We start from the raw sequence: 24,550 nt of genomic DNA, 5'->3' as shown, positions 1-24,550 counted from the left end.
GCCCGCCGTTCTCCTCGGCGTCCGCCCCCGTCCATCGATTGGTCTGTACATGACCATCACACTCGGACACACTGTCCGCCGAGCGCGCACCCACCCCCCGTCACCGAGGAGACCCATGCCCCTGCGCCCCGCCCGGCGACGCCGTCGCCCGGCCCACGCCGCCCGCGCCGCCCTGGTCGCGCTGGCCACCGCTGCGGCCGCCGCCCTCGGCGCCGCCTCGCCCGCCGCGGCCGCCGACACCTGGACCGAGGTCGGCTCCGACCGCGCCGACCCGCTGACCGAGAGCCAGGGACTGACCTCGGTCGAGGTCCCGGCGGGCAGCCCCAACCGCTACACGGGCATCGGCACCGTCCCCCTCGGCCTGAGCGTGCGCGGCTGGAACCACGTCGGCGACCCGGACGCCTCCTACGACGGCCACTACGTCGAGCCCTACCAGCGGGACTCGGGCGCCTCGAAGATGTTCCGGGTGCAGGCGCCCGGCGGCACCTGGTCGGAGTACGTCCACGCGCTCGGCCCGGGCGAGGCCCTCAACAACTCCTGGGTGGCGATCGCGCCCGGCGGCCAGTGGATGCTGTCGGGCGAGTGGGGCACCATGACCCGGCTGCTGGTCCTCCCCACCCCCGGCGTCAACCCGGCGACCTCGCCCTCGGCGAACCTGCCGCAGGTCTCCACCGTCCGTCTCGACCACGCCGTGCGCGACGTCCAGGGCTGCGACTTCAGCGGTCCGACGACCCTCCTGTGCTCCTCCGACGACCCCGAGGGCGCCCTGTTCGGCGTCACCAAGCCGCTCCTGCGGATCGACCTGTCCGCCGAACCGAACGGCACCTCCGACGTGACCGGCCACGTCACGGCCCTGCGCCAGCTCCCGCTGCGCAGCTCCTGCTCGGGCTCCTTCGAGACGGAGGGCGTCGACTACGACCGGCGCAGCGGCACCCTGCGCGTCATCGTCGTCTCGCCCGGCTTCTGCGTGCTGACGGACAGCAAGACCTACCGCTTCACCCGCGGCTGACGTCCGGCCCGGCGGGCGCCCGCAGGTGGTGCCCGCCCGGGAAAGTGGTGCTTTTCTTGGGATGTGGCACGGTTCGCGGGGAACCCGCGGTACCGCGCCACCGCCACGAAAGGAGCGACCACGATGGACCGCGAGCGATCGCACGAGGAGTCCGTCTCCGTCGAGATCAGCGGATGCAGCAAGGAGGACGCGCGGATCGTGTTCGACACGCTGAGCACGTGCTTCGAGTCGGACCGGGGCCCCGACGAAGCGCCCCAGCAACTCCACGAGACGCGTCCGATGGTCTGGCTCGGCACCTTCGAGGTGACCGACACCCATGACTGCCCGGCGCCCACCCCGCTCACGTCCTCCGTCGAGGCCGACGCGCAGGGCAGCTACTGGGCGATCGAGCGGCTCCGCGCGACGCTGGACTCCCTGTTCACCGTGCGCGACCTGTCCTCCGCCTCCGGGGACCAGGAGAGGGAACTGCACGTCCTGCTCGAAAGCCGGTGACGCCGCGGGGCGACGGTCCTCACGGGCCGTGCGGGCGGAAGCCGGCCGCCCGCACGGCCCGTGAGCTGCGGCACACCGCGGCCAGGCCATTGTGCAACTAGTTGCATAATCCGTGCGCGGTCCTCTAGAACTACGGGGACGACACCGCGCACGGAGGCCTGCCATGAGCCGTTACCCGCACCTGCTGAGCCCACTGGACCTGGGCTTCACCACGCTGCCCAACCGCGTCCTGATGGGCTCGATGCACGTCGGCCTGGAGGAGGCCGAGCGCGGGTTCGAGCGCATGGCGGAGTTCTACGCCGCCCGCGCCCGCGGCGGAGTGGGCCTGATCGTCACCGGCGGCATCGCCCCCAACGACGAGGGACGCCCGTACGAGGGCGGCGCGAAGCTCACCACCGACGCGGAGGCCGAGCAGCACCGGACGATCACCGAGGCCGTGCACCGCGAGGGCGGCCGGATCGCGATGCAGATCCTGCACTTCGGCCGGTACGCCTACCACCGCGACCTGGTCGCCCCGAGCCCCCTCCAGGCGCCCATCAGCCCCTTCCCGCCCCGCGAGCTCACCGACGCCGACGTCGAGCGCACCGTCGACGACTACGCCCGCGCCGCCCGCCTCGCGCGGCAGGCCGGCTACGACGGGGTCGAGATCATGGGCTCCGAGGGCTACCTCATCAACGAGTTCACCGCCGCGCCGACCAACCGCCGCACCGACCGCTGGGGCGGCTCGTACGAGAACCGGATGCGCTTCCCCGTGGAGATCGTGCGGCGGGTGCGCGAGGCGGTCGGCGAGGACTTCATCGTCGTCTACCGGCTGTCGATGCTCGACCTGGTGCCCGGCGGCTCGACGCTCGACGAGGTCGTCACCCTCGCGAAGGCCGTCGAGGAGGCCGGGGCCACGATCATCAACACCGGCATCGGCTGGCACGAGGCCCGCATCCCCACCATCGCCACCTCCGTGCCGCGCGGCGCCTACACCTGGGTGACCAAGAAGCTCATGGGCGCGGTGTCCGTCCCGCTTGTCACCACCAACCGCATCAACACCCCGGAAGTGGCCGAGCAGTTGCTCGCCGACGGCTGCGCGGACATGGTCTCGATGGCCCGCCCGATGCTCGCCGACCCCGACTTCGTCGCCAAGGCCGCGGCCGGCACGCCCGAGGCCATCAACACCTGCATCGGCTGCAACCAGGCCTGCCTCGACCACACCTTCAGCGGGCAGATCACCTCCTGCCTGGTCAACCCGCGCGCCTGCCACGAGACCGAGCTGGTCCTCTCCCCGACCCGGCGGCGCAAGCGGGTGGCGGTCGTGGGCGCCGGCCCCGCGGGTCTCGCCTGCGCCGTGAGCGCGGCCGAACGCGGCCACCAAGTCACCCTGTTCGACGCCGCGAGCGAGATCGGCGGCCAGCTCAACGTCGCCCGCAAGGTCCCCGGCAAGCAGGAGTTCGACGAGACGCTGCGCTACTTCCGTCACCAGCTCGACGCGCACGGCGTGGACGTACGGCTGAACACCCCGGTCACCGCGGCCGACGTCGCCGGCCACGACGAGGTCGTCGTCGCCACCGGCGTCACCCCCCGCACCCCGGACATCCCCGGCGTCGACCACCCGAGCGTCGTCGGATACCTCGACGTCCTGCGCGACGGCGCCCCCGTCGGCGACCGCGTCGCGATCCTCGGCGCGGGCGGCATCGGCTTCGACGTCGCCGAGTTCCTCACCGACGGCGGCGACAAGGCGAGCGAGGACCCGGCCGTCTACTTCCGCCACTGGGGCGTCGACACGGACTACCGGACCGCCGGCGGCCTCACGGCGCCCGAGCGGCCCGCCCCGCCGCGCACCGTCCACCTGCTCCAGCGCAAGACCAGCAAGGTCGGCGCGGGCCTCGGCAGGACGACCGGCTGGATCCACCGCACCGAGCTCAAGCACCGCGGCGTCACCATGGTCCCGGGCGTGCGCTACGACCGCATCGACGACGCCGGACTGCACGTCACCGTCGGCGAGGAGAGCACGGTCCTGGAGGTCGACACCATCGTGCTGTGCACCGGCCAGGAACCGCGCCGCGACCTCTACGAGGAGCTGGTCGCCGCCGGCGTGAGCGCGCACCTCATCGGCGGCGCCGACGTGGCCGCCGAACTGGACGCCAAGCGGGCCGTCAAGCAGGGCACGGAGCTGGCGGCGGCGCTGTAGCCGCCGTCCGGCGCTCCCTAGGATGAGGCCATGTCACTCCCGCACGCGATCCTCACCGCCCTGCTCGAGAAGCCGTCGTCGGGGCTGGATCTGACGCGCCGGTTCGACAAGTCGATCGGCTACTTCTGGTCGGCGACGCACCAGCAGATCTACCGCGAGCTGGGGAAACTGGAGGCCGAGGGCCACATCCGGGCCCTGCCCGCCGAGGGCCCGACGCGCGGGCAGAAGAAGAGCTACGAGGTCCTGCCCGCGGGCCGCGCCGAACTCGAGCGGTGGACGGCCGCGGCGCAGGACCCCAAGCCGCACCGGGACGCGCTGCTGCTGCGGCTGCGCGCCGCGGCCGTCGTGGGCACCGCCGGCCTGGAGGCCGACCTGCGCCGCCACCTCGACCTGCACCGGCGGCAGTTGGCCGAGTACGAGGAGATCGAGAAGCGCGACTTCCCGCCCGGCAACGACAGTGCGCAGTCCAGGTTGCAGCACCTGGTCCTGCGCGCGGGCATCGAACTGGAGACGTTCTGGACCCAGTGGCTGACCGAGGCCCTGGAGGAGCTGCCCGCGCCGGGCGGGCGGGTTCCCGGAGGGGGTCCGGCCGGCCGGGTCTCCTAGAGACGGTGCGGCTTGGAGCGGCGGCGCAGGAACCACACCGCCGCGATGATGCCCGAGCCGGCCATCGCCCCGCCCACGATCATGGTGACCGTGCCGTACTCGCGGACCGTGCCGCCCATGCCGCCCAGGACGCCGCGGGTGGGCGCGGTCGTCGTGGAGATCGTCGGCGTGGACGCGGCGGACACGATCACCGACTGGGTGCCGGCGGTGCTGCCGTTCGAGCACACGACGACGACCGTGTACGTGCCCGGGGTGACGCCCGACCAGGCGGCGGACTGGCTGATGCTCGTGCCGGAGAGCGCCACCTGGCGCCCCTGGGCGAAGTTCGCCTGGCCGCTGGTGAGCAGCGACGCCGTGCCCCAGCTGCCGTTGAGCTGGGCGCACGCGCTGGTCACCACGGACACCATGGAGCCGGTCGTGCTGACGGAGATGCCCGAGACCGCGGAGGCCGGCCGGGCGGTCACGGCGAGCGGCAGCGTGGCGGCGGCTGCCACGGTCAGTCCGGAGCGGACGAGAAGACGGGAAGTGCGCATCGGATGCCCTCCGGCGGCACGGTTGGCGGTACATCCCTTGCGCCGCCGAGGATCGGGTACGCCCGTGCTGCCTCAGGGGCAGCCAACGCGTCCCCGGTCCGGCCCGCACCCCGGCCGCCTCCGGCCAGGTGACGCGTTCCCCCGGACGGCGCAACGGCGCCGCCGGCCCGTCACCGCCGGGAGCCCGTCGTCACCGCCCGCTCCGCCGAGTACGCGCCCCAGGTCCCGTCCGGCAGCCGCGCCCGCAGCCGCACCCGGTGCCCGGCACCGGCCTCCCGCCCCACGTAGAAGCTGTACGAGGCCTCGCCGCGCGGAGGGGCGCCGCCCCACACGAGCGAGGTGGCCGGCTGTCCGTCGAGCTGGATCTGGTACTCCGTGACCACGCCGTCCAGGCGCGGCGGCACCCAGGCCAGGTCGATGTAGTACGCGCCGTCGGCCTGCCGGGTCGTCGCCCGGAACCCCGTCGGCGCGGTGCCCCCGGCCGCGCCGGCCCCGGACGCGGTGGTGAGGCGCACGGGCGCGCTCGCGGGGGAGAGGTTGTCGGCCGCGTCCCGCGCCCGCACGGTGAAGGAGTACCGGGTGCCCGGCCGCAGTCCCGTGACCACCGTCGCCGTCTGCTCCCCGCCGACGCCGTGGATCTTCACACCGCCCTGGTAGACGTCGTAGGACACCACCTCGCGGTCGTCCGTGGACGCGGACCAGGACAGCTGGACCGCCCGGCCGCCGACCGCCCGGCCGGTGGCGCCGCCGGGCCGGGTCGGGGCCGTACGGTCCGCCGCGACCGCCGCCGGGGTGGTCGCCCGCGCCTCCCGGCTGCGCGGCCCGAGCCGGCCCTCGCCGTCCCGCGCGCGCACGGTGAAGACGTACGTCGTGGCCGGCGCGAGGCGGGTGACGTCCAGCATGCGCGCGGAGGCGGGCGCCTCGGCGACCTTCGTGGAGCCCCGGTACACCTCGTACCCGCCGGCCGCGGGGACCGCGTTCCACATCACGTGCACGCTGGTCGCGCTGCCCGCCCGGGCGGTGACCCCGGTCGGGGCGCCGGGCGCCCGTCCCTCGTCGCCGCCGCCCGGGCCCGCGCAGCCGCAGCACACCACCAGCACCCACCCGCACAGCACAACGCGTCGCACGGCTTCGCCTCCCGGCCCGGCACGACGGAATGGTCCGGACCAATATGGCGCGGTGGCGGCCCCGCATCAAGGGGGCGGCGGACGCGCCCCGGGCACCCGGTCCGGCGTCGGACGGCGCCGCCCCCACGCGACCGGAGCGAACGCGGCGGACCAGGACGCCCGACGCCGTTCGGGGCGCCCGGCTGAGCACGAGTCCCGGCAACAGGACCCACTCCTGCTCGGTCTCCAGGAACGGTTACGTATGCTGAGGCTCCTGACGGCTGAACTCCCCGAGAGGACTCGGGAGTTCATGCCGATGGCGCGGACCGCTGTCGTCGCTGATCCCGCGCCGGCGGGACGGCCGGGCGGCCGGCGCCGAGACGGGCGCCGGTCCCCGGCCCCCGTCTCGGCGCCGGAGGCGGACCGGACTGCGGGCCGGCCGTCGTCGATCACACCTTCCGGTAGGCGTACGCCTCCGTCGCCGCCGCCTCCACCGCGTCGAGGTCGGCTCCCGCCGCCGCCGTGACCACCGCGGCCACCGCGCCCTCCAGGAAGGGCGCGTCCACGAGCCGCGTGCCCTCGGGCAGTTCGTCGCCTTCGGCGAGCAGCGCCTTCACGGTCAGCACCGCACTGCCGAGGTCGGCGAGGAGGGCGACCCCGGCCCCGCGGTCCACCGAGGCGGCAGCGGCGGCGATCAGCTCCGCGCTCGTGCCGAGCCCGCCCGCCTCCGTACCGCCCGCCGGAGCCACGGGCACGTCGGCCGCGCCGCCCGCGAGCCCCCGTGCCAGCTCGACGACGGCCGCCGCCACCTGCGCGCTGTGCGACACCAGCACGATCCCGACCCGCCGTTCCTCACTCACCGGCGGCCTCCGTCAGACCCGCGACGAGCAGCGCCGAGGAGGTGGCCCCCGGATCCTGGTGCCCGATGCTGCGTTCGCCCAGGTAGCTCGCCCTGCCCTTGCGGGCCTGGAGGGGCGTCGTGGCGACCGCTCCCTGCTCGGCCGCGCTCCGCGCCGCGCCGAACCCGTCACCCAGCGCGTCCACCGCGGGCACCAGGGCGTCGATCATCGTCTTGTCGCCCGGCGCGGCGCCGCCGAGCTGCATCACCGCGTCCACGCCCGCGCGCAGCGCCTCGGCGAACTGCTCCTCGCTCACCTCGGCCGCGTCCCCGAGCGCCTTGCCCGTCCGGCGCAGCAGCGTGCCGTACAGGGGACCCGACGCCCCGCCGACGGTCGAGATCAGCTGGCGTCCCGCGAGCACGAGGACCGCTCCGGGGGTCTGCGGCGCCTCCTTGCCGAGGGCGGCGGAGACGGCCTTGAAGCCGCGCTGGAGGTTGCTGCCGTGGTCGGCGTCCCCGATGGGCGAGTCGAGGGCCGTGAGCCGTTCCGCCTCGCGGTCCACGGACACGGCGGTGGCCGTCATCCAACGGCGGAAGAAGTCGGCGTCGAGCACGTGATCTCCTTGCCTGGTAGAGAGGTCGGGCGTCGTCGGCGTCCGGTGTGCGCCGACCGTCTCACATGCCCCAGCGCAGTCCCGGCGTCCTCACCGGCGCGTCCCACAGCCGCAGCAGCTCCTCGTCGATCTGGCACAGGGTCACCGAGACGCCGGCCATGTCGAGGGAGGTCACGTAGTTGCCGACGAGCGTACGGGCCACGGCGACGCCGCGATCGTCCAGCACCCGCTGCACCTCGGCGTTGAAGCCGTACAGCTCCAGCAGCGGAGTGGCGCCCATGCCGTTGACCAGGACGAGGACCGGGTTGCGCGGCGCCATGTCCTCCAGGAGGGCGTGCACCGCGAAGTCGGCGATCTCACCGGAGGTCATCATCGCCCGCCGCTCGCGCCCCGGTTCGCCGTGGATGCCGATGCCCAGCTCCAGTTCGCCGGCGGGCAGGTCGAAGGTCGGCGTGCCCTTGGCCGGCGTCGTGCACGCGCTGAGCGCCACGCCGAAGCTGCGCGCGTTCTCGTTCACCTGCCGGGCGATCGCCTCCACCCGCTCCAGCGGCCGGCCCTCGTCGGCGGCGGCCCCCGCGATCTTCTCCACGAAGAGCGTCGCGCCCGTGCCGCGCCGCCCCGCCGTGTACAGGCTGTCCGTCACCGCGACGTCATCGTTGACCAGCACCTTCGCGATCTGGATGCCCTCGTCCTCGGCGAGTTCGGCCGCCATGTCGAAGTTGAGCACGTCGCCGGTGTAGTTCTTCACGATGAACAGCACCCCGGCCCCGCTGTCGACGGCCGCCGCCGCACGCACCATCTGATCGGGCACGGGCGACGTGAAGACCTCCCCGGGGCAGGCCGCCGAGAGCATCCCGGGACCCACGAACCCCCCGTGCAGCGGCTCGTGCCCCGAGCCGCCTCCCGACACCAGCCCCACCTTCCCGGCCACCGGCGCGTCCCGCCGCACGATCACCCGGCGCTCGACGTCGACGGTCAGCTCCGGGTGGGCGGCGGCCATACCGCGCAGGGCGTCGGCGACGACGGTCTCGGGCACGTTGATGAGCATTTTCACGAGTACCTCCTAAGGGCCTTAGCAGGTGGGCTCCCGGCCCGTGTCCGGGCCGGCCAGAAGCGCTTTCTCCAGTTGTCGGCCCCGGCGGTCCGCCGGCGGCCCCGCGCGTTCCGCGCCGGGCCGGACGACGTGTGCCGGCGGTGACCCCTGTGTGCAGTATCGACCTTGCCGATGCGAAGGTCACGCGGGGCGGCATCCCGGCACGCGGACGCCCCGGCGGCCGGCCCCGGAGCCCCGTCCGAGCCGTCGGGAGTCTGGACGGACGCACGGACGATCGCCATGCTGGGAGCGCTCCCAGCATCCCGTCCGAAGGCGTGTCCCCATGCAGAGCCGCACCAAGCGCCGTCTGTCCCCCGCCGAACTCGACGCCCTGCTGCGCACCGAGGCCGGTGTCGGCTGCCGGGTGGAGGCGGAGCTGACCGACGGCTGGTTCAACACCGCCTACCGGGTCCGCTTCGACGACGGCGAGCCCGCCGTCGTCAAACTCGCGCCCCCGGCGAGCGCGGAGGTCCTGCGCTACGAGCGCGGCATCCTGGCGACGGAGGTCATGGTGTACCGGCGGATCGCGGCCCTGCCGGACGGCGGTGTGCCGGCGCCCGCCCTGCTGTACGCGGGGGAGGAGTTCCTCGCCGTCTCCCTCCTGGAGGGCACACCCTGGGACAAGGCGGCCGGTCTCCTGTCGCCCACCACCGAGTCCGCGCTGCGCCGCGAACTCGGCGCGGTCACCGCGCGTCTGCACACCCTGGCGCCGCGGGACGGCCGGTTCGGCTACCCGGCCGCCGAGTCCGCGCTGTCCGCGGCCGACTGGCGGACGGCCTTCACCGCCATGGTGGAAGCACTGCTGGACGACGCCGGGCGCTGGCGCTCCCCGCTCGGCGTGGCACCCGAGGTCGTACGGGCCCTGGTGGCCGACGGCGGACCCGCCCTGGACGAGGTCACCGAACCCCGGCTGGTCCACTTCGACCTCTGGCCCGGCAACATCTTCGTCGACCCCGCCGACGACGGACGGCCGCCCCGGATCACCGGGCTCATCGACCACGAACGGGCGTTCTGGGGCGACCCGGCCGCCGAACTGGTCTCCCTGGCCTTCGGCGGCGACACCGGCCCGGACAGCGACCTCGTCGCCGGCTACACCGCGGCCGGAGGCAGCCTCGACTTCGGCCCCGCCTTCCGGCACCGGCTGGCCCTCTACCACCTCTACCTGGGCCTGCTCCTGGTCGTCGAGTGCGGGCCCCGCGGCTACGACGACGCCGGCCACCTCGAGTTCTGCCACCGCAGCCTCGGCGACGCCGTCAGCCGGCTCCGCGCGCTGGGGTAGGCGCACAGGGCGGCCGGCCACGCCCCGGAGGGGGACCGGGCCGGCAGGCGGACACGGGCGGCACGCCCACGGGACTCGGCGGGACGAACGGTGTGCGCGGTGCGAGGGCGCGCCGCGGGGGCCCGGCCCGCGACCGCCGACGGGACGCGCCCGGCCCCGGGGCCGCCCGGTGCCGGGGCCGTCGTGGACGGGCGTCCCGGCGGGCCGGGCACGGTCCGCGGGCCGGGCAGCCGAAGCGCGGGGGACACCGGGGCCGGCCCGGCGGGGACTGCGCGCCGACCGTGCGGACGGGCTAGGGTTTCGGTACGGCACCCTGCGCCCCGCCGGCGTCGCCGCCCGACCGCACCGGCGAGGACGGTGCCGGGCACGGGCGTCCCTCAGGCCGGCGGCGGGAGGCGATGGTGACCACCTCGGACGTCGGAGCGGGACGCCGCGACGAGCGGCGGGACTCGGTGCGGCTGCATCTGCTGGCCGCGCTGGCCGACGACGTGCCCGCGGCGGAGGCGCTGGCCGTCGGGGTGCAGCAGGCCGTGGCCGGGACCGGTGCCGTGGGCGGCACCGTCCACGTGCGCGACGCATCGGGCGGTGCGCGCCTCCTGGTGGTCGTGGGGGTGCCCCGGACGGCCGTCGGAGCCTGGGAGGACCTGCGGGAGGACGACGCGGCGCCCCCGGCGCGCGCCCTGCGCGCGTGCGCGCAGGTCTGGGAGACCGGGACGGACCCGGGGATCGGGGCGTCGGCGGTCCTGGCGGTCCCGTTGCTCTACGACGGAGCGCCGCTCGGTGTGCTCTCCCTGGTGATGGCCCTGCCGGGGGACCCGGACGCCGGCCGGGGCACCCTGCTGACCGCCGTGGCCGCGTGGATGGCCGGCCGCCTGGAGCGGTTCTCCGCCGCGTCCCCCGGAGCACCCGCACCCCCCGGAGCACCCGAGCCTCCCGAAGCCGCACGGGCCACCGGGGCCCGGCGCCCGCCGCCGGCCCCGGAGCCGGACCCCGCGGCCGCCGCCCGGCGCAAGGACCGCATGGCCGATCTGACCGTCGCCCTGGCGGAGGCGGTCACCGCCCGCGACCTGGTGAGCGTCGTCGCCCGGCGGGTCCTGCCGCCCTTCGGGGCCGACGCGCTCGCCGTCCAGGTGCTCTCCGACGACCGGCTGCACGTCATCGGCTCGGTCGGATACCCCAAGGAGTTCCTGGACCACTACCTGGAAGGCCTGTCGCTGCGCGCCAACACGGTGGCCTCCGACGTCCTCCGCCGCCGGACCCCCCGGTTCATCGAGACGCCCGACGAGTTCGCCCGGCTCTACCCGGTGATGAAAGGACTGATGGAGGAGTCGCTCAAGCAGGCGTGGGCCTTCCTGCCGCTCATCGTCTCCGGCCGCGCCATCGGCGTCTGCGTGCTGTCGTTCGCCCGGCCCCGCCGCTTCGGCGAGGACGACCGCGCCCTGCTCATCGCGCTCAGCGGCCTGGTCGCCCAGGCGCTGGAGCGTGCCCGGCTGTACGACACCGTCCACACCCGCGCCCAGGAACTGCAGCGCGACCTGCTCCCCGGATCCCTGCCGCCCCTGCCGGCGGTGACGGCCGCCGCCCGCTACCTCCCCGCCGGCAGGGGCGAGGACGTGGGCGGCGACTGGTACGACGTGATCCCGCTGTCGGCGGACCGGGTCGCCCTGGTCGTCGGCGACGTGATGGGGCACGGCATCACCGAGGCCGCCACGATGGGCCGGCTCCGCACGGCGGTGCGCACGCTCGCCGACCTCGAACTCGCCCCCTCGGAGCTCCTCAGCCACCTGAACTGCCTGGTCGGCGACCTGGGCGACGACTTCTACGCCACCTGCCTGTACGCCGTGTACGACCCGGTCACCCGCGTCCTCGCCTACGCCCGCGCCGGCCACCTGCCGCCCGTCGCCATCGGCCCCGACGGCACGGTGGGCCTCCCCGGCGGGGCCCCCGACCCGCCGCTGGGCGCGGCCCGCCCGCCGTTCGAGACCCACGAGCTGCCGCTGCCCGCCCAGAGCCTGCTCGCCCTGTGCACGGACGGGCTCCTCGAGTCCGGGACGCGGGACGTCGACCGAGGTCTGGCCCAGCTCACCCGGACCCTGACCGCCGCCGCGGCCCGCACCGCGTTCTTCGCCGCGGGGGACGGGGACGGCGAGGCCGGACGCGTCGACCGGCTGTGCGACACCGTCGTGTCCGACCTGCTGCCGGACGCGGAGCACACCGGCGACGACGCCGCCCTGCTGATCGCCCACACCCGGCGCACCGCGACGGCCGACGTCGCCTCCTGGCCCCTGCCGCACGACCCCAGGGCGGCCGGCCGGGCCCGGGAACTGGTCCGCCGGCAGCTGGCCGACTGGACGCTGGAGGACCTGGAGACGTCCACGGAGCTGATGGTCAGCGAGCTCGTCGGCAACGCCGTCCGGCACGGCCGGGGACCCGTGCGGCTGCGTCTGCTGCGCAGCCGGTCGCTGATCTGCGAGGTCTACGACGGCAGCCTCACCACCCCGCGCATCCGCTGGGCGGCGGACACCGACGAAGGGGGCCGCGGCCTCCAGCTCGTCGCGGCGCTGGCCGACCGCTGGGGCGCCCGCTACCTGGACGACGGCAAGTGCATCTGGGCCGAGCAGCGCTGTGGGTGACCCGCCCGAGGACGCCGGCCGCGACGCCGTTCCGCGGCCGCGGAGAGCGCCGGCCCCGGTGGCGGCCGCGACCGTGCGCTCAGTAGGCTCCGGACCATGCGGATCTCCGTCTCCTCCGACATGGACGAACCCGTGGCCCGGGCGCTCGTCGCCGAGCTGCACGGCCGCGGCCACGACGTCGTGACGCACGGCGCGCTGCGCCCCGGAGCCGACCCGCGGTGGGCGGTGTGCTCGGAGGCGGCGGCCCGGGACGTGGCCGGGGGGACCTCGCAGCAGGCGGTGGTGTGCTGCTGGACCGGCACCGGCGCGTCGATCGCCGCGAACAAGGTGCCCGGTGTCCGCGCGGCCCTGTGCACCGACGCCCGCACGGCCGACGGCGCCCGCCGCTGGAACGACGCCAACGTCCTCGCGCTCAGCCTGCGCCTCACCTCCGAGCCGCTGCTCAAGGAGATCCTGGACGCCTGGTTCACCGCCGAGCCCAGCGAGGACGCCGAGGACCGGGAGAACGTGACCCACGTCGACCGGCTCGACCGGGCGCGCACCGGCGGCTGACGGGAGACCACCCCTTCCGTCGACTCCGATGGGCCGATCGGCCCCGGTGGGTACCCGGCGGCCCGGACAGGGCGGGGAGATACGGACCGGAACCGCCTCCCGCCGACCCCCGACCCGGAAGGGAACCCGATGTCCGTCGACACCCGGCAGGCGTCCTCCCGGCTCACCGACGACGAGCTGAGGACGCTGGACGCCCACTGGCGCGCCGCGAACTACCTGTCCGTCGGCCAGATCTACCTCATGGCCAACCCCCTGCTCACCGAGCCGCTGCGCCCGGAGCACGTCAAACCGCGGCTGCTCGGCCACTGGGGCACCTCGCCCGGACTCAACCTCGTCCACACCCACCTCAACCGCGTCATCCGCGCCCGTGACCTCGACGCCCTGTGCGTCTGGGGGCCCGGCCACGGCGGCCCCGCGGTCGTCGCCAACTCCTGGCTGGAGGGCTCGTACACCGAGACCTATCCCGACGTCACCCGGGACGCGGCCGGCATGGCCCGGCTGTTCCGGCAGTTCTCCTTCCCTGGCGGCATCCCCAGCCACGTCGCCCCCGAGACGCCCGGCTCGATCCACGAGGGCGGCGAACTCGGCTACGCGCTCTCCCACGCCTACGGCGCCGCCTACGACAACCCCGGCCTGCTCGTCGCCTGCGTGATCGGCGACGGCGAGGCCGAGACCGGGCCGCTGGCCGCCTCCTGGCACTCCAACAAGTTCCTGGACCCGGTCCACGACGGCGCCGTCCTGCCGATCCTCCACCTCAACGGCTACAAGATCGCCAACCCGACGGTCCTCGCCCGCCTCCCCGAACCCGAACTCGACGAACTGCTGCGGGGCTACGGTCACGACCCGATCCACGTCACCGGCGACGACCCGGCCGCCGTCCACCGCGCGATGGCCGAGGCCATGGACACCGCCCTGGACCGCATCGCCGCCCTCCAGCGGGCGGCCCGGGCGGACGGCGCCGGCGGCCGCGCCCGCCGGCCGGTGATCGTGCTGCGCACCCCCAAGGGCTGGACCGGGCCCGCCCAGGTCGACGGGCTCCCCGTGGAGGGCACCTGGCGCTCCCACCAGGTGCCGCTGGCCGCGGTCCGCGACAACCCCGAGCACCTGCGCCAGCTGGAGGCGTGGCTGCGCTCCTACCGGCCCGGGGAACTCTTCGACGAGCACGGCGCCCCGCGCCCGGACGTCCTGGCCTGCGTCCCCGACGGCACCCGCCGCCTCGGCTCCACCCCGCGCGCCAACGGCGGCCTCCTGCTGCGCGAACTCCCGCTGCCCGCCCTGGAGCCGTACGCCGTGCCGGTCGACAAGCCGGGCGTGACCCTGCACGAACCCACGGCCGTGCTGGGCGGGTTGCTGGAGCACGTCATGCGCGCCACGGCCGAGCGGCGCGACTTCCGGCTCGTCGGCCCCGACGAGACCGCCTCCAACCGCCTCCAGGCCGTCTACGGCGCCAGCGGCAAGGCCTGGCAGGCGCAGACCCTCCAGGTCGACGAACACCTCGACCGGCACGGCCGGGTGATGGAGATCCTCTCCGAACACACCTGCCAGGGCTGGCTCGAGGGATACCTGCTCACCGGCCGGCACGGACTGTTCTCCTGCTACGAGGCGTTCGTGCACATCGTCGACTCCATGGTCAACCAGCACGTCAAGTGGCTGCGGGTGACCCGGCGGCTGCCCTGGCGCGCCCCCATCGCCTCCCTCAACTACCTGCTGACGTCCCACGTCTGGCGCCAGGACCACAACGGCTTCTCGCACCAGGACCCGGGCTTCGTCGACCACATCCTGAACAAGAGTCCCGAGGCGGTGCGGGTCTACCTGCCGCCGGACGCCAACACCCTGCTGACGGTGGCCGACCACGTCCTGCGCAGCCGTGACTACGTCAACGTCGTCGTGGCGGGCAAGCAGCCCTGCTTCGACTGGCTGACCCTGGACCAGGCCCGCGTCCACTGCGCGCGCGGCGCCGGCGTGTGGGAGTGGGCCGGCACCGAGGACGGCACCCGCGAACCGGACGTCGTCCTCGCCTGCGCGGGCGACGTGCCCACCCAGGAGGTGCTGGCCGCCGCCCAGCTGCTCCGCCGCCACCTGCCGGAACTGGCGGTGCGGGTGGTGAACGTCGTCGACATCGCCCGCCTGATGCCGAGCGGGGAACACCCGCACGGGATGACCGACTTCGAGTACGACGGGCTGTTCACCGCCGACAAGCCGGTCGTCTTCGCCTACCACGGCTACCCGTGGCTGATCCACCGCCTGGCCTACCGCCGCACCGGCCACCGGAACCTGCACGTGCGCGGCTACAAGGAGATCGGCACCACCACCACGCCGTTCGACATGGTCGTCGGCAACGACCTCGACCGCTACCGCCTGGTCATGGACGTCATCGACCGCGTCCCCGGCCTGGCGGTGCGCGCCGCCGCCCTGCGCCAGCGGATGGAGGACGTGCGGCTGCGCCACCACGCCTGGATCCGCGAGCACGGCACCGACCTGCCGGAGGTCGCCGACTGGACGTGGGAGGGCTGACGCGGGGCCCGGACGCAGTGCTCCGACGCGGGGCCCGGCGGCCGCCCGCCGGGGCGCACGCACGGGGGCGCGCGGCGCAGGGGAAGGGGCAGGGCGCCGGTGCGCGTGCGCCCTGTCACGGCGTCCCGGCGGGTGCCTACAGTGGTCGGCCAGCCCTGCGGCGCGGATCCGGCGGGGCGGGCCCCACCATCCCGTGGTCACCGGCCGTACCGGCCCCCGGCTCCCGTCCGGACCCGGCACGGCCCGCACGCCGGCGCGGCTTCCAGGGCGACGGGTGCGACGACCCCCGCGCGACAGGCACCACCCCGTGACGCCGTTCGGGCCGCGCAGCCGGGTGCCCGGTCCGGGCGCGCGTCGAGAGCCACTGGAGGCCGCTGTGTCCCGACCGTGCATCGCCCTGATCGCCGACCCCACGTCGTCCGAGGGCTGCCGCGAGTACCTCGCGCGGGCGGTGGAACTGCTCACCGGCGCACCGCCCGTCCGGATCGACTCACGGCACTTCGCGACCGGGGGAACCGGCCGCGCCGTCCGCGACGGGGACCGGTTACGGCTGCTCGTCCCGCAGGAGGGGCTGGACGTCGTCCCCGACGTCGTCGTGCTCTACGAGATCCCGCCGCACCGCCGCCGGTCCCTCGCCGCGTTCCAGGAACTGCTGGAGCGCCACGGAGTGGTGACCCTCGGCTCCGGGCCGGACGCCTGGCGGACCGCGACGGAGAAGAACCTCACCGTCGAGCGCTTCCGCCGGGACGGCATCGCCCAGATGGAGACCGTCGTCCTGTCCCGGCCCTCCGCGCGGGAGGCGGCCGGCGCCTTCGAGCGGCTCGGCCGCGACGTCTGGGCCCGGCCCGTCGTCGGCACCGGCGGCAGCGACACCTTCCACGTCACCACCCCCGCCGGGCTGGCGGACGCCACCGCCTACTACGCGCGGCACGGCACCGACTGGATGCTCTCCCGCGACGCGGGCAACGTCACCGCCGACGGGCTGCGCCACCAGTTCCGCGTCTTCGTCCTCGGCGGCCGCGTCGTGCACGCCCGCGAGCACCTCCAGCCCGCACCGGACACCCCCTGCAACACCTGCCGGGGCGCCACCGCCGTCCACATCGCGCCGCGGGACCTGAGCCCCCGTCTCGGCGAACTCGCCGTCGCCGCGACCGCCTCGGTCGGGCTCCCCTTCGCGGGCGTCGACCTGGCGGAGGAGCACGGCGGGGTGGTCTTCGAGGTCAACGTCCAGCCCGCCTTCGTCGACGGCGAGGTCGAGGTCCGGGCCGTGGCCGTGCCGTACGTCCAGGCGCACCTGGACGCCTGCGCCCCGGCCGGGGGCGGCCGCCGGGGCGCCGCGCCGCCGACGGCCGTCGCGCTCGGCCCGGAGGACCGGCTCCCCGCCCGGTGAGACCGGCGGGGCGGAGCGCCGTCCGCCGGGCGCTCCGCCCCCCGCCCGCCCTCGGGCGGTACCGGATCGGATCCCGCCCAGCGGCTCCGCCGCCCCGCAGGCGTGTGCCCCGGGCACGCCCGCGTGCGCCCGGCCGACCCCCGTGCGGACGGGGCGCTCCCCGCCGCCGTCGCGTCGCCCGCCGGGCTGCCCGCGCCGGGCGAACGGGCGCGGCGGAGGCGCGGAGGGGGCCGGACCCGACCGCTTCCAGGTGTCGGGATCCGGTCGTTCCCCCAGGGAGGGCCGGGCTCGCTCCCCGGCGCCGGGAGGGCTGGGTCGCCGGGGCGCACGCCTTCGGCGGTGCGCCGCGGCGGCGCTCACAGCTTCAGCGTGAACCACGTCGTCTTGCCCTCGTCGGTCGGCCGCACGCCCCAGTCGTGGGCGAGGGCGCGGACCAGGAGCAGCCCGCGGCCGGACTCCTCGTCCTGCGCCGCCGGGCGGGGCTGGGGGAGGTGCGGGCTGCGGTCGCCGACCTCGACCGTGAGGTCGGTGTCCGTGCGGTGCAGGTGCAGGGCGATGGGGCCCGCCGCGTGCTGGACCGCGTTGGTCAGCGTCTCCGACAGCAGCAGGAGGGCGTCGTCGGCGCGGTCCGGGCAGTTCCACGAGGTCAGCGCCTTGTGCAGGAAGGCGCGCCCCTCCGGCACGGAGGACGGGACGGCCGGCAGGTCGGTGGTGACGGAGGCGAGCGGCGCGGCCGGGAGCTGGGCCAGCAGCAGGGTGACGTCGTCGTTGTGGCTCTCGGGGTCGGGCAGCAGGCCCGCCAGCACCTGGTCGGCCGCGGCCTCCAGGCAGGGCGTGTCGACGAACAGCTCGTCCAGCAGGACGCTCAGTTCACCGATCCGTCCCTCGATGTCGCTGCCCGGCGTCTCGATCAGGCCGTCCGTGTAGAGCACCAGGGTGGCGCCCGGGGGTATCTCGGAGCTGGACTGCTCGAAGACGACGTCGCCCACGCCGAGCGGCGCGTTGACCGGGTTGGCCAGGGCCCGGACGCCGTCGCCCGCGCCGGCGACCAGGACCGGCAGATGGCCCGCCGAACAGACGGTGACCGTGCGCGTGTCGGGAGCGATCACCAGGTAGCAGCAGGTGACGAGCTGGTCGGGCACGTCCAGGTCGGCGACGCACGTGTCGAGCGCCCGCATCAGCTGCCGCGGTGGCATGCCGGTCTTCGCCAGCGCGTGCGCGGCGGAGCGCAGCTGGCCCATCACCGCGGCGGCCTCCAGACCGCGGCCCATCACGTCACCGATCAGCACGCCCACCCGGTCGGCGCCCAGCGGGATCAGGTCGAACCAGTCCCCGCCCACCCCGGCGCCCTGGGTGGCCGGCCGGTAACGGCTGGCGGTGGCCATGCCGGGCAGCGCGGGCGGAGTGCCCATCAGGCTGCGCTGGAGCGTGAGCGCGATGTGCCGCTGCTGCTCGTACAGGGCGGTGAGTTCGGCCTCCGCGCGCTTGCGGTCGCTGATGTCCCGCACGATCGCGCACGCCCCGACGACCGTGCCGTGGGTGTCCCGCGTCGGCCACAGCGTGACGTCGACGTCCAGCAGCCCCCCGGTGCGGGTGACCCGCAGGGTCTCGAAGTGCTCGACCTTGCGGCCGCGCCGCAGCCGTTTGAGCAGCGTCTTGACCTCGCCGCGCAGCTCCGGCGGGGCGAGCAGGGAGACGTGCCGGCCGATGACCTCCTCGGCGGTGTAGCGGTACAGGCGCTGCGCGGCGGCGTTCCAGTAGGTGATGTACCCGTCGAGCGTGTGGGCGAGGATGGCGTCCTGCGAGGACTCCACGAGCGCGGCCAGCTCGTTGATGCGGGCCTCGGCCGCCTTGCGGTCGCTGACGTCGCGCACGGCCGCCGAGACCAGCAGGCCGTCCGCGGTCTCCAGGGGGCTCAGGCTGATCTCGACGGGGAACTCGGTGCCGTCCTTGCGCAGTCCGTGCAGTTCGAGCCCGGCGCCCATGGGACGGACCTGCCGGTTGGACGCGTACCCGCCGCGGTGCGCGGTGTGCTGGTCGCGGAAACGGTGCGGGATCAGCAGCTCGACCGGGTGGCCGAGCAGTTCCTCGCGGTCGTAGCCGAACAGCGCCTCCGTCTGCGCGTTGACGAGCCTGATGGCGCCGGTGTCGTCGACGATGACCATCGCGTCCGGCGCCGCCTCCAGCAGGCCGCGGAACCGCTCCTCCGCCCCGCCCTCGCGCACGGGAGCGCGGCAGCCGCACCGTTGCCGTTCCGCCGGCTCCACCCTCACCACGTCGGCCATGGCCCACCTCACCTCACGCGACGAATCAGGCCATCACACCGCCTTCGGGGCGTCCCCGCTCCGGTATGTCGTTTACTGACCGTTCACGCCCGAACCTGCCGCAGGACATCCGGTCCCGACCGCCCGGGCGGGGCCGGTTCCCGACCGTGCGGACGGATGCCCGACGGCGGGGCCGGCGGCGCCCGGCCCCCGCGGTGGCTGGTCCTCGACCACGAGGGCCGGCGTGTGCGTCGTCAGGACCTCGCCCCGGAAGAACGCCGGGCTGCGCCGCCGCATCGCCGCCATGAGGACCAGGCCCAGGAGCAGCAGGCCGACGCCGATCACGAAGACCGAGCCGACGCCGAGCACGGCGGAGCCGCTGCCGTAGGCCGGGTCCCACATGTCGTGGAGCGTCTTGCCGAACACGGCGGTCAGCAGGACGCCGCCCAGCACCGGGAAGAGGCCCTTGAAGACCGCGTCCCGCACCGAGCGGGTCAGGTCGGCGCGGAAGTACCAGGCGCAGGCGAAGGCCGTCAGCGCGTAGTAGAAGCAGATCATCAGGCCGAGCGCGTAGATGGTGTCGACGAGGACGTGCTCGCTGACGAGGGTCATCACGGTGTAGAAGACGCCGGTCGCCACGCCGGCGACGACCGTGGCGCGCCCGGGCGTCCGGAAGCGTTCGTGCACGCGTGCGTACGACGCGGGGAGCGCCTCGTACGTCGCCATGGCCAGCACCGTGCGGGCCACGGGGATGAACGTCGTCTGGAGGCTGGCGGCGGCCGAGGCGAGGACGGCGAGGAAGAGCAGGATGCCGAGGGAGCCGCCCATGACCGGGCCGGCGAGGGCGGCGAAGACGTTGTCGGAGGTCTCGGGGTTGGCGAGGCCGAGGCCGTCGGTTCCGGCGCCGACCGCCATCTGGGCGGCCACCGCGGTCGTCAGGTAGGAACCGACCAGCACGGCCATCGCGACGAGCGCGGCCAGGCCCGGTGTCCGCTCGCTGCCGACGGTCTCCTCGTTCGCCGTCAGACAGGTGTCCCAGCCCCAGTACATGAAGATCGACAGGGACAGTCCGGCGCTGAACGCCGCGAAGGACTTCACCGCGAAGGGGTTCAGCCAGGACCAGGAGAAGTCCAGGTGGCCGGCGAGCGAGCCGGAACGGGCCTTCTGCAGCGCCAGCGCGACGAACACGGCCAGCACGACCAGCTGCAGCGCCACCAGCGCGTACTGCACACCCTTCGTGGTCGTCATCCCGCGGTAGCTGATCGCCGTGGCGACCGCGATCAGCACGAGGCAGGTGAGGATGTGGACCGCCTTGTTCCCGTCGAGGCCGGCCACCCGGTCGCTGCCGGTCACCTCGCCTGCCAGCAGCCAGAAGTACGAGGTGGCGACGCCCGCCAGGTTCGACAGCACGATCACGGTCGCGATCACCAGGCCCCAGCCGCACATCCAGCCGACGTGCGGCCCGAACGCCTTGACCGTCCAGGTGAAGGAGGTGCCGCAGTCCGGCACGGCCTCGTTCAGCTCCCGGTAGGCGAACGCGACCAGCAGCATGGGCAGGAATCCGGCCAGGAACACGGCCGGCATCCGCACCCCCACCTCGCCCGCCGTGGAGCCGAGCGTGGAGGTGAGGCAGTAGACGGGCGCCACGGTCGAGACGCCGATGACCGCGCTGCCCAGCAGACCGACGGAATTCCCGCCGAGTCCCTTGCCGCGCACACCGCCGGCACCGTCGTCCGTCGCGCCGGACCGCGATCGCGTCACCGTCTGAGTCATGACATGGGACGGTAAGTCATGCGTTTTCCACGGCCGGATTCCTCACGGCCGACCCACCGGACCTCGCAATCACAGCCGTTGATGGCCCGCCACCCGTGGATTGCCCCCATTAGAAGCGCGCTCGATCTCACATTGCAAGGAACCGTCGAGACTGTTCGATATTCGGAAACCGTACGGCCGCCCGAAATGCCCCGTTCCGAATCTTCCGTGTGACCTGCGTCGCCCTACCCTGGCGCCGTGTGCACACCTGACGACGCACCCGGCGCCGTCGCGACGCGCCTCACCGGAGCGGCCGCGCTCCGCGAGCGCCCGCTGTCCGCGACCCTGGCCGAGGTGGACCTCGACGACGGCCGCACGGTGATGGTCAAACGCGGCGACGGACCGGGCGCCGCGCCGGCGGAGGCGGCGGGCCTGCGCCGGCTGGCCGACGCCGGCGCGGTCCGGATCCCGGCCGTGCACGGGCACGACGACCGCCGGCTGGTGAGCGACCGGGTGCCGACCGGCGCACCGGCCCCCGGGGCCGCCCGCCGGTTCGGACGCGACCTCGCCGCCCTGCACGCGGCCGGCGCCCCCGCCTTCGGCGCCCCGCCGCCCGGCGGCCCCCGGAACGCCTTCGTCGGGCGCGCCCCCCTGCGCAACGCCGACGGCGACGACTGGCCCCGCCGGTACGCCGACCACCGGGTGCTGCCGTATCTGCGGACGGCGGTCGACGACGGCGTCCTGCGCCCCGCCGAGGCGGCCGTCGTCGAGTGGGTCTGCGCCCGGCTCCCCGACCTGGCCGGCCCCGCCGAGCCGCCCGCACGACTCCACGGCGACCTGTGGAACGGCAACGTCCTGTGGGGCGCGGACGGGCACGTCCGGCTCATCGACCCGGCCGCCCACGGCGGGCACCGCGAGACCGACCTGGCGATGCTGCACCTGTTCGGCTGCCCCCACCTCGACCAGGTGCTGGACGGCCACCAGGAGACGGCCCCGCTCGCGGACGGCCGGGCCGCGCGCATCGGGCTGCACCAGCTCTTCCCGCTCCTCGTCCACGCGGTCCTGTTCGGCCCGGCCTACGCCGAGCGGACGCTGTCGGTCGCCGCGCGGGTGCTGCGCGAGCACTGAGACGCGCCCCCGGAGACCCCCGGACACCGGGGCGGGATCCCGGGTGCCCCGGGCGACGCGCGAGCGCCGGGGCGGGGCCTGCGCGACGCGCGAGCGGGCCGGACGGGGCCACGGGGGACCGTGGGGCCCGGGCGGCGGCCCGGGCCCGTTCTCACGGCGGCCGGGCGCGCGGACGGCGAACGCCGCGCGCCCGGCCGGACACCGTCACCTCGTCCGGTCGCCCTTCGGCTTGCCCGGCTGGTCGGGGGTGCCGTGCGGCGGCGGACTCATGGGCTGCGGCGAGGTCGCCGGCGACACCGGCGAGCCCGACCGCCCCTGGGACTGCTCCGGACGCAGGGCTCCCGGGTCGCCCGTGGTCGGCTCCGCGCCCGCCTCCAGCTGTTCCAGGCGGGACGTCAGCAACTCGGTGACCGGGAGCCGGTCGGCATGGGTCCGTTCGTAGGCGAGCAGCTCCTCCACCTCCCCCGCGGTGAGCGACCGTACGCGACTCTCCAGTCCGCCGATGGGCAGGTGGTCGTAGTCGGGCAGGGGCAGGGTGCTGCGGCCGTGCTCGGCCATGGATCTCACTTCCGTTCGCAGGTCGCGGTGGCGCGGGAGGACACCGGTCAGTGGGCGCCCAGACCGCCTCCGCCGAACGAGCCGCTGCTGCCCCGGCCCCAGCGCGGCCGCGTCTTGCTCGTGCTCGCGCGCGTCCGCATGTTGGTCAGTTCGTACGGGGTCAGCGGGCGGCTGCCCTTGGGCGTCTGCGGCACGTCGTCGGGTTCCTGGTTCTCACGGACCTCGTGCACCGCGCCCTCCGGCGGCAGGTGCGGTTGATCCTCGGGGCGCGGCCTCGGCGACTCGCGCTGCTTGACACGCGCGCCCAGCCAGAAGCTGCCGGCCAGCAGACCCACGAGGACGACGCCGACCAGGAACAGGAACAGGCTGATCAGGCCGCTCGGGGCGGCCAGCTGCATGCTTGCGGTGCTCATATCGGGTGAATACCCCTGCAATCGGACACGAATCGCCCGATGGCGCTCCTTGCTCTCCGTGCGGAACCCGTCGCGGACGGCCCCCGAGGCACCCACGGCGCCACCGGCCGGTGTTTGACGCCGCCCGGCCCGGCAACCCGCCGGGTGTGACTTCGACGACATCCCAACAGGAACTCTTCCGGTTCCTGGAGGACCGCTTCGCCTGCGCCCAGGCGTGCACGGAGTGTGCTCGCGCCTGCGCGACGCGCGCGAGTCTCGTGGATCCGGACGGGGCGGACCTTCAGGAACTCGTACGGCGCAAGGGCATCATGTGCGCGGAGGTGTGCGACGCGACCTGCCGTGTGCTGTCCGAGGAGAGCCGGACGGACGAGGCCGGCATCCGGGTCCAGCTGGAGTGGTGCCGGACCGTGTGCCTGGAGTGCGCGCACGTCTTCGACAAGCAGCCGGGCGCGGAGGAGAGCGCGGCCGCCTGCCGTGCGTGCGCCCAGGCCTGCACGGACTTCATGGCCACACTCGCCTGAGGCACCTCCGCCGGCGGCCCCGCGCCCACCCCGCGCGGCACCCGGTGCCGTCCGCGACGGACGGCGCCGGGTGCGGGACGGCCGTACCCGTGGGGCCCGACGGCCCCGCGGCACGGTCGCGCCGGACGACCCCGCACGGTCGCGACCGACGGTCCCGCGCGGTCGAGCCGGGCGGTCCCGTCGCCGACGGCGGTCGGCTCACCGACGGTGGCCGGTGTCCCGGGGCCGGTCGCGTTCCTGCCGCTGCACCGGGTTCAGAGGCTGCGCAGCCAGTCGTCGGCCACGCCGTGCACGACCAGACCGGTGCGCTGCGGGTGCTTGTCGTCGATGCGGCAGGAGAGGTGATCGACGACGTCCACGACGCCGTCCAGCCGTCGTGTCAGGCCGACGGCCACGGTGATCTCACTGCGCCGTTCCAGCTGACCGGTGAGCGTCACCACACCGTCGTGCACGGTGATCCCGACGACGCGGGGGGACAGCCAGAGCGTGTTGAGGAAGACCTCCTGCCGGACGTCCCGCCGGATCTCGTCGTCGGACCGCAGGAAGACCTGGAGCAGGTCCCGGCGCGTGACGATGCCGACGAGCCGCTCCTCCCCGTCCACCACGGGCAGCCGGTCGACGCCGTGCTCCGTCATGAGCCGGGCGGCCTCGGACACCGTGGCGTCGGCGGTCACCGTGACGGCGGGCCGCGACATCAACCCGCTGGCCGTCCTGGCGCGGCCCCCGCCCGCGGCGTGCCGGACACGGCCGCCGAGCGCGCGCCGGCAGCGTGCCCGCAGGCCGGCGGACCACGGCACGCGCGTCTGACGCGGCACCAGGTCGGACTCGGACACCACGCCGAGGACCCTGCGGTTCCCGTCGATCACCGGGACCCCGCTGACGCGGTGTTCCTCGAGCAGGCGCACCACCTCCTTGAACGGCGTGTCGCTCCGCACGGTGACGACCTCGTCGACCATGAGGGCGCCTGTCCTCGTGGGCTTCATGGCTGAGCCTCGCTCTCCTCGGGTGCCGGTGGCCGCCACCCCCCGCTCCGGGGGTGCGGCTCCAGCTTGCGGCCGCGGCGGCGGCCCCGGAGA

Annotated in this window: 21 protein-coding genes; 11 read left to right on the top strand and 10 right to left on the bottom strand. The window is 74.9% G+C overall.

Going from position 1 to position 24,550, the window contains the following annotated elements; translation table 11 throughout:
• Positions 1-115: 115 nt before the first annotated feature.
• From ACH4F6_RS20630 to ACH4F6_RS20615, 4 genes are all read left to right on the top strand, one after another.
• Positions 116-1,009 carry a hypothetical protein gene (locus ACH4F6_RS20630; RefSeq protein WP_397961696.1) on the top strand — a complete coding sequence of 298 codons (894 nt, stop codon included), beginning with the start codon at positions 116-118 and terminating at the stop codon, positions 1,007-1,009.
• Positions 1,010-1,132: 123 nt separating this feature from the next.
• The gene (locus ACH4F6_RS20625; RefSeq protein WP_397961695.1) at positions 1,133-1,501 is read left to right on the top strand and encodes a hypothetical protein; all 369 of its coding nucleotides are present in this window, start codon (positions 1,133-1,135) and stop codon (positions 1,499-1,501) included.
• A gap of 163 nt (positions 1,502-1,664) precedes the next feature.
• Positions 1,665-3,680 carry an FAD-dependent oxidoreductase gene (locus tag ACH4F6_RS20620; protein ID WP_397961693.1) on the top strand — a complete coding sequence of 672 codons (2,016 nt, stop codon included), beginning with the start codon at positions 1,665-1,667 and terminating at the stop codon, positions 3,678-3,680.
• 30 nt (positions 3,681-3,710) lie between these two features.
• Complete coding sequence (locus tag ACH4F6_RS20615) at positions 3,711-4,286, top strand: PadR family transcriptional regulator (protein ID WP_397961691.1); 576 nt, start codon at positions 3,711-3,713, stop codon at positions 4,284-4,286.
• Here ACH4F6_RS20615 and ACH4F6_RS20610 read toward each other — a convergent pair.
• From ACH4F6_RS20610 to dhaK, 5 genes are all read right to left on the bottom strand, one after another.
• Entirely contained in the window at positions 4,283-4,819 is a 537-nt protein-coding gene (locus ACH4F6_RS20610) for a hypothetical protein (RefSeq protein ID WP_397961690.1), read from the bottom strand. The two genes, ACH4F6_RS20615 and ACH4F6_RS20610, sit on opposite strands and share 4 nt — an antisense overlap.
• Positions 4,820-4,989: 170 nt before the next feature.
• Entirely contained in the window at positions 4,990-5,946 is a 957-nt protein-coding gene (locus ACH4F6_RS20605; protein WP_397961689.1) for a fibronectin type III domain-containing protein, read from the bottom strand.
• 428 nt (positions 5,947-6,374) lie between these two features.
• On the bottom strand, positions 6,375-6,785 hold the full coding sequence (locus tag ACH4F6_RS20600) for a PTS-dependent dihydroxyacetone kinase phosphotransferase subunit DhaM (protein ID WP_397961688.1): 411 nt from the start codon (positions 6,783-6,785) through the stop codon (positions 6,375-6,377).
• A complete protein-coding gene (gene dhaL, locus ACH4F6_RS20595; protein WP_397961687.1) occupies positions 6,778-7,377 on the bottom strand; it encodes a dihydroxyacetone kinase subunit DhaL in 600 nt (199 codons plus the stop codon). Before dhaL ends, ACH4F6_RS20600 begins: the two co-directional genes overlap by 8 nt.
• 61 nt (positions 7,378-7,438) lie before the next feature.
• Complete coding sequence (gene dhaK / locus ACH4F6_RS20590; protein ID WP_397961686.1) at positions 7,439-8,431, bottom strand: dihydroxyacetone kinase subunit DhaK; 993 nt, start codon at positions 8,429-8,431, stop codon at positions 7,439-7,441.
• A 322-nt stretch (positions 8,432-8,753) separates the two neighbouring features.
• On the opposite strand from dhaK, the gene ACH4F6_RS20585 reads away from it, so the two are divergent.
• From ACH4F6_RS20585 to ACH4F6_RS20565, 5 genes are all read left to right on the top strand, one after another.
• On the top strand, positions 8,754-9,749 hold the full coding sequence (locus tag ACH4F6_RS20585; protein ID WP_397961685.1) for a phosphotransferase family protein: 996 nt from the start codon (positions 8,754-8,756) through the stop codon (positions 9,747-9,749).
• 398 nt (positions 9,750-10,147) lie between these two features.
• Positions 10,148-12,382: a SpoIIE family protein phosphatase gene (locus ACH4F6_RS20580; protein ID WP_397961684.1), complete on the top strand. Its 2,235-nt coding sequence runs from the start codon at positions 10,148-10,150 to the stop codon at positions 12,380-12,382.
• 96 nt (positions 12,383-12,478) lie between these two features.
• Complete coding sequence (locus tag ACH4F6_RS20575; protein ID WP_397961683.1) at positions 12,479-12,934, top strand: RpiB/LacA/LacB family sugar-phosphate isomerase; 456 nt, start codon at positions 12,479-12,481, stop codon at positions 12,932-12,934.
• Between the two features lie 129 nt (positions 12,935-13,063).
• On the top strand, positions 13,064-15,448 hold the full coding sequence (locus ACH4F6_RS20570) for a phosphoketolase (protein WP_397961682.1): 2,385 nt from the start codon (positions 13,064-13,066) through the stop codon (positions 15,446-15,448).
• Between the two features lie 376 nt (positions 15,449-15,824).
• Positions 15,825-16,838, top strand: a complete 1,014-nt coding sequence (locus ACH4F6_RS20565) for a RimK family alpha-L-glutamate ligase (RefSeq protein ID WP_397961681.1) — start codon at positions 15,825-15,827, stop codon at positions 16,836-16,838.
• A gap of 356 nt (positions 16,839-17,194) precedes the next feature.
• On the opposite strand, the gene ACH4F6_RS20560 is transcribed toward ACH4F6_RS20565, so the two are convergent.
• Entirely contained in the window at positions 17,195-19,123 is a 1,929-nt protein-coding gene (locus ACH4F6_RS20560) for a PAS domain S-box protein (protein WP_397961680.1), read from the bottom strand.
• A gap of 72 nt (positions 19,124-19,195) precedes the next feature.
• A complete protein-coding gene (locus ACH4F6_RS20555) occupies positions 19,196-20,875 on the bottom strand; it encodes an APC family permease (RefSeq protein ID WP_397961679.1) in 1,680 nt (559 codons plus the stop codon).
• Positions 20,876-21,112: 237 nt separating this feature from the next.
• On the opposite strand from ACH4F6_RS20555, the gene ACH4F6_RS20550 reads away from it, so the two are divergent.
• Complete coding sequence (locus tag ACH4F6_RS20550; RefSeq protein ID WP_397961678.1) at positions 21,113-21,982, top strand: fructosamine kinase family protein; 870 nt, start codon at positions 21,113-21,115, stop codon at positions 21,980-21,982.
• 204 nt (positions 21,983-22,186) lie between these two features.
• On the opposite strand, the gene ACH4F6_RS20545 is transcribed toward ACH4F6_RS20550, so the two are convergent.
• Together ACH4F6_RS20545 and ACH4F6_RS20540 are read right to left on the bottom strand one after the other, a co-directional pair.
• Complete coding sequence (locus ACH4F6_RS20545) at positions 22,187-22,540, bottom strand: hypothetical protein (protein ID WP_397961677.1); 354 nt, start codon at positions 22,538-22,540, stop codon at positions 22,187-22,189.
• Positions 22,541-22,587: 47 nt separating this feature from the next.
• Positions 22,588-22,953, bottom strand: coding sequence for a DUF6479 family protein (locus ACH4F6_RS20540; RefSeq protein ID WP_397961676.1), 366 nt, complete (start codon positions 22,951-22,953; stop codon positions 22,588-22,590).
• Between the two features lie 146 nt (positions 22,954-23,099).
• Here ACH4F6_RS20540 and ACH4F6_RS20535 point away from each other — a divergent pair, with 146 nt between their 5' ends.
• Positions 23,100-23,474, top strand: coding sequence for a ferredoxin (locus ACH4F6_RS20535; RefSeq protein ID WP_397961675.1), 375 nt, complete (start codon positions 23,100-23,102; stop codon positions 23,472-23,474).
• A 254-nt stretch (positions 23,475-23,728) separates the two neighbouring features.
• Here the strand turns inward: ACH4F6_RS20535 and ACH4F6_RS20530 are convergent, their stop codons facing one another.
• On the bottom strand, positions 23,729-24,457 hold the full coding sequence (locus ACH4F6_RS20530) for a CBS domain-containing protein (RefSeq protein ID WP_397961674.1): 729 nt from the start codon (positions 24,455-24,457) through the stop codon (positions 23,729-23,731).
• Between the last annotated feature and the right edge of the window lie 93 nt (positions 24,458-24,550).

It is taken from the genome of Streptomyces sp. NPDC017936 (assembly GCF_044328485.1).
Classification (GTDB): domain Bacteria; phylum Actinomycetota; class Actinomycetes; order Streptomycetales; family Streptomycetaceae; genus Streptomyces.
The sequence above is the reverse complement of the archived record's forward strand: the minus strand, read 5'-3'. Positions and strand labels throughout refer to the sequence as shown.

Excerpts from the sequence above, each read along its gene's own strand:
- ACH4F6_RS20620 (WP_397961693.1), top strand. The coding sequence starts at position 1,665 with ATGAGCCGTTACCCGCACCTGCTGAGCCCACTGGACCTGGGCTTCACC.
- ACH4F6_RS20585 (WP_397961685.1), top strand. The coding sequence starts at position 8,754 with ATGCAGAGCCGCACCAAGCGCCGTCTGTCCCCCGCCGAACTCGACGCC.
- ACH4F6_RS20570 (WP_397961682.1), top strand. The coding sequence starts at position 13,064 with ATGTCCGTCGACACCCGGCAGGCGTCCTCCCGGCTCACCGACGACGAG.
- ACH4F6_RS20540 (WP_397961676.1), bottom strand. The coding sequence starts at position 22,953 with ATGAGCACCGCAAGCATGCAGCTGGCCGCCCCGAGCGGCCTGATCAGC.
- ACH4F6_RS20610 (WP_397961690.1), bottom strand. The coding sequence starts at position 4,819 with ATGCGCACTTCCCGTCTTCTCGTCCGCTCCGGACTGACCGTGGCAGCC.
- ACH4F6_RS20545 (WP_397961677.1), bottom strand. The coding sequence starts at position 22,540 with ATGGCCGAGCACGGCCGCAGCACCCTGCCCCTGCCCGACTACGACCAC.
- ACH4F6_RS20630 (WP_397961696.1), top strand. The coding sequence starts at position 116 with ATGCCCCTGCGCCCCGCCCGGCGACGCCGTCGCCCGGCCCACGCCGCC.
- ACH4F6_RS20575 (WP_397961683.1), top strand. The coding sequence starts at position 12,479 with ATGCGGATCTCCGTCTCCTCCGACATGGACGAACCCGTGGCCCGGGCG.
- ACH4F6_RS20615 (WP_397961691.1), top strand. The coding sequence starts at position 3,711 with ATGTCACTCCCGCACGCGATCCTCACCGCCCTGCTCGAGAAGCCGTCG.
- ACH4F6_RS20580 (WP_397961684.1), top strand. The coding sequence starts at position 10,148 with ATGGTGACCACCTCGGACGTCGGAGCGGGACGCCGCGACGAGCGGCGG.
- ACH4F6_RS20625 (WP_397961695.1), top strand. The coding sequence starts at position 1,133 with ATGGACCGCGAGCGATCGCACGAGGAGTCCGTCTCCGTCGAGATCAGC.
- ACH4F6_RS20530 (WP_397961674.1), bottom strand. The coding sequence starts at position 24,457 with ATGAAGCCCACGAGGACAGGCGCCCTCATGGTCGACGAGGTCGTCACC.
- ACH4F6_RS20560 (WP_397961680.1), bottom strand. The coding sequence starts at position 19,123 with ATGGCCGACGTGGTGAGGGTGGAGCCGGCGGAACGGCAACGGTGCGGC.
- ACH4F6_RS20555 (WP_397961679.1), bottom strand. The coding sequence starts at position 20,875 with ATGACTCAGACGGTGACGCGATCGCGGTCCGGCGCGACGGACGACGGT.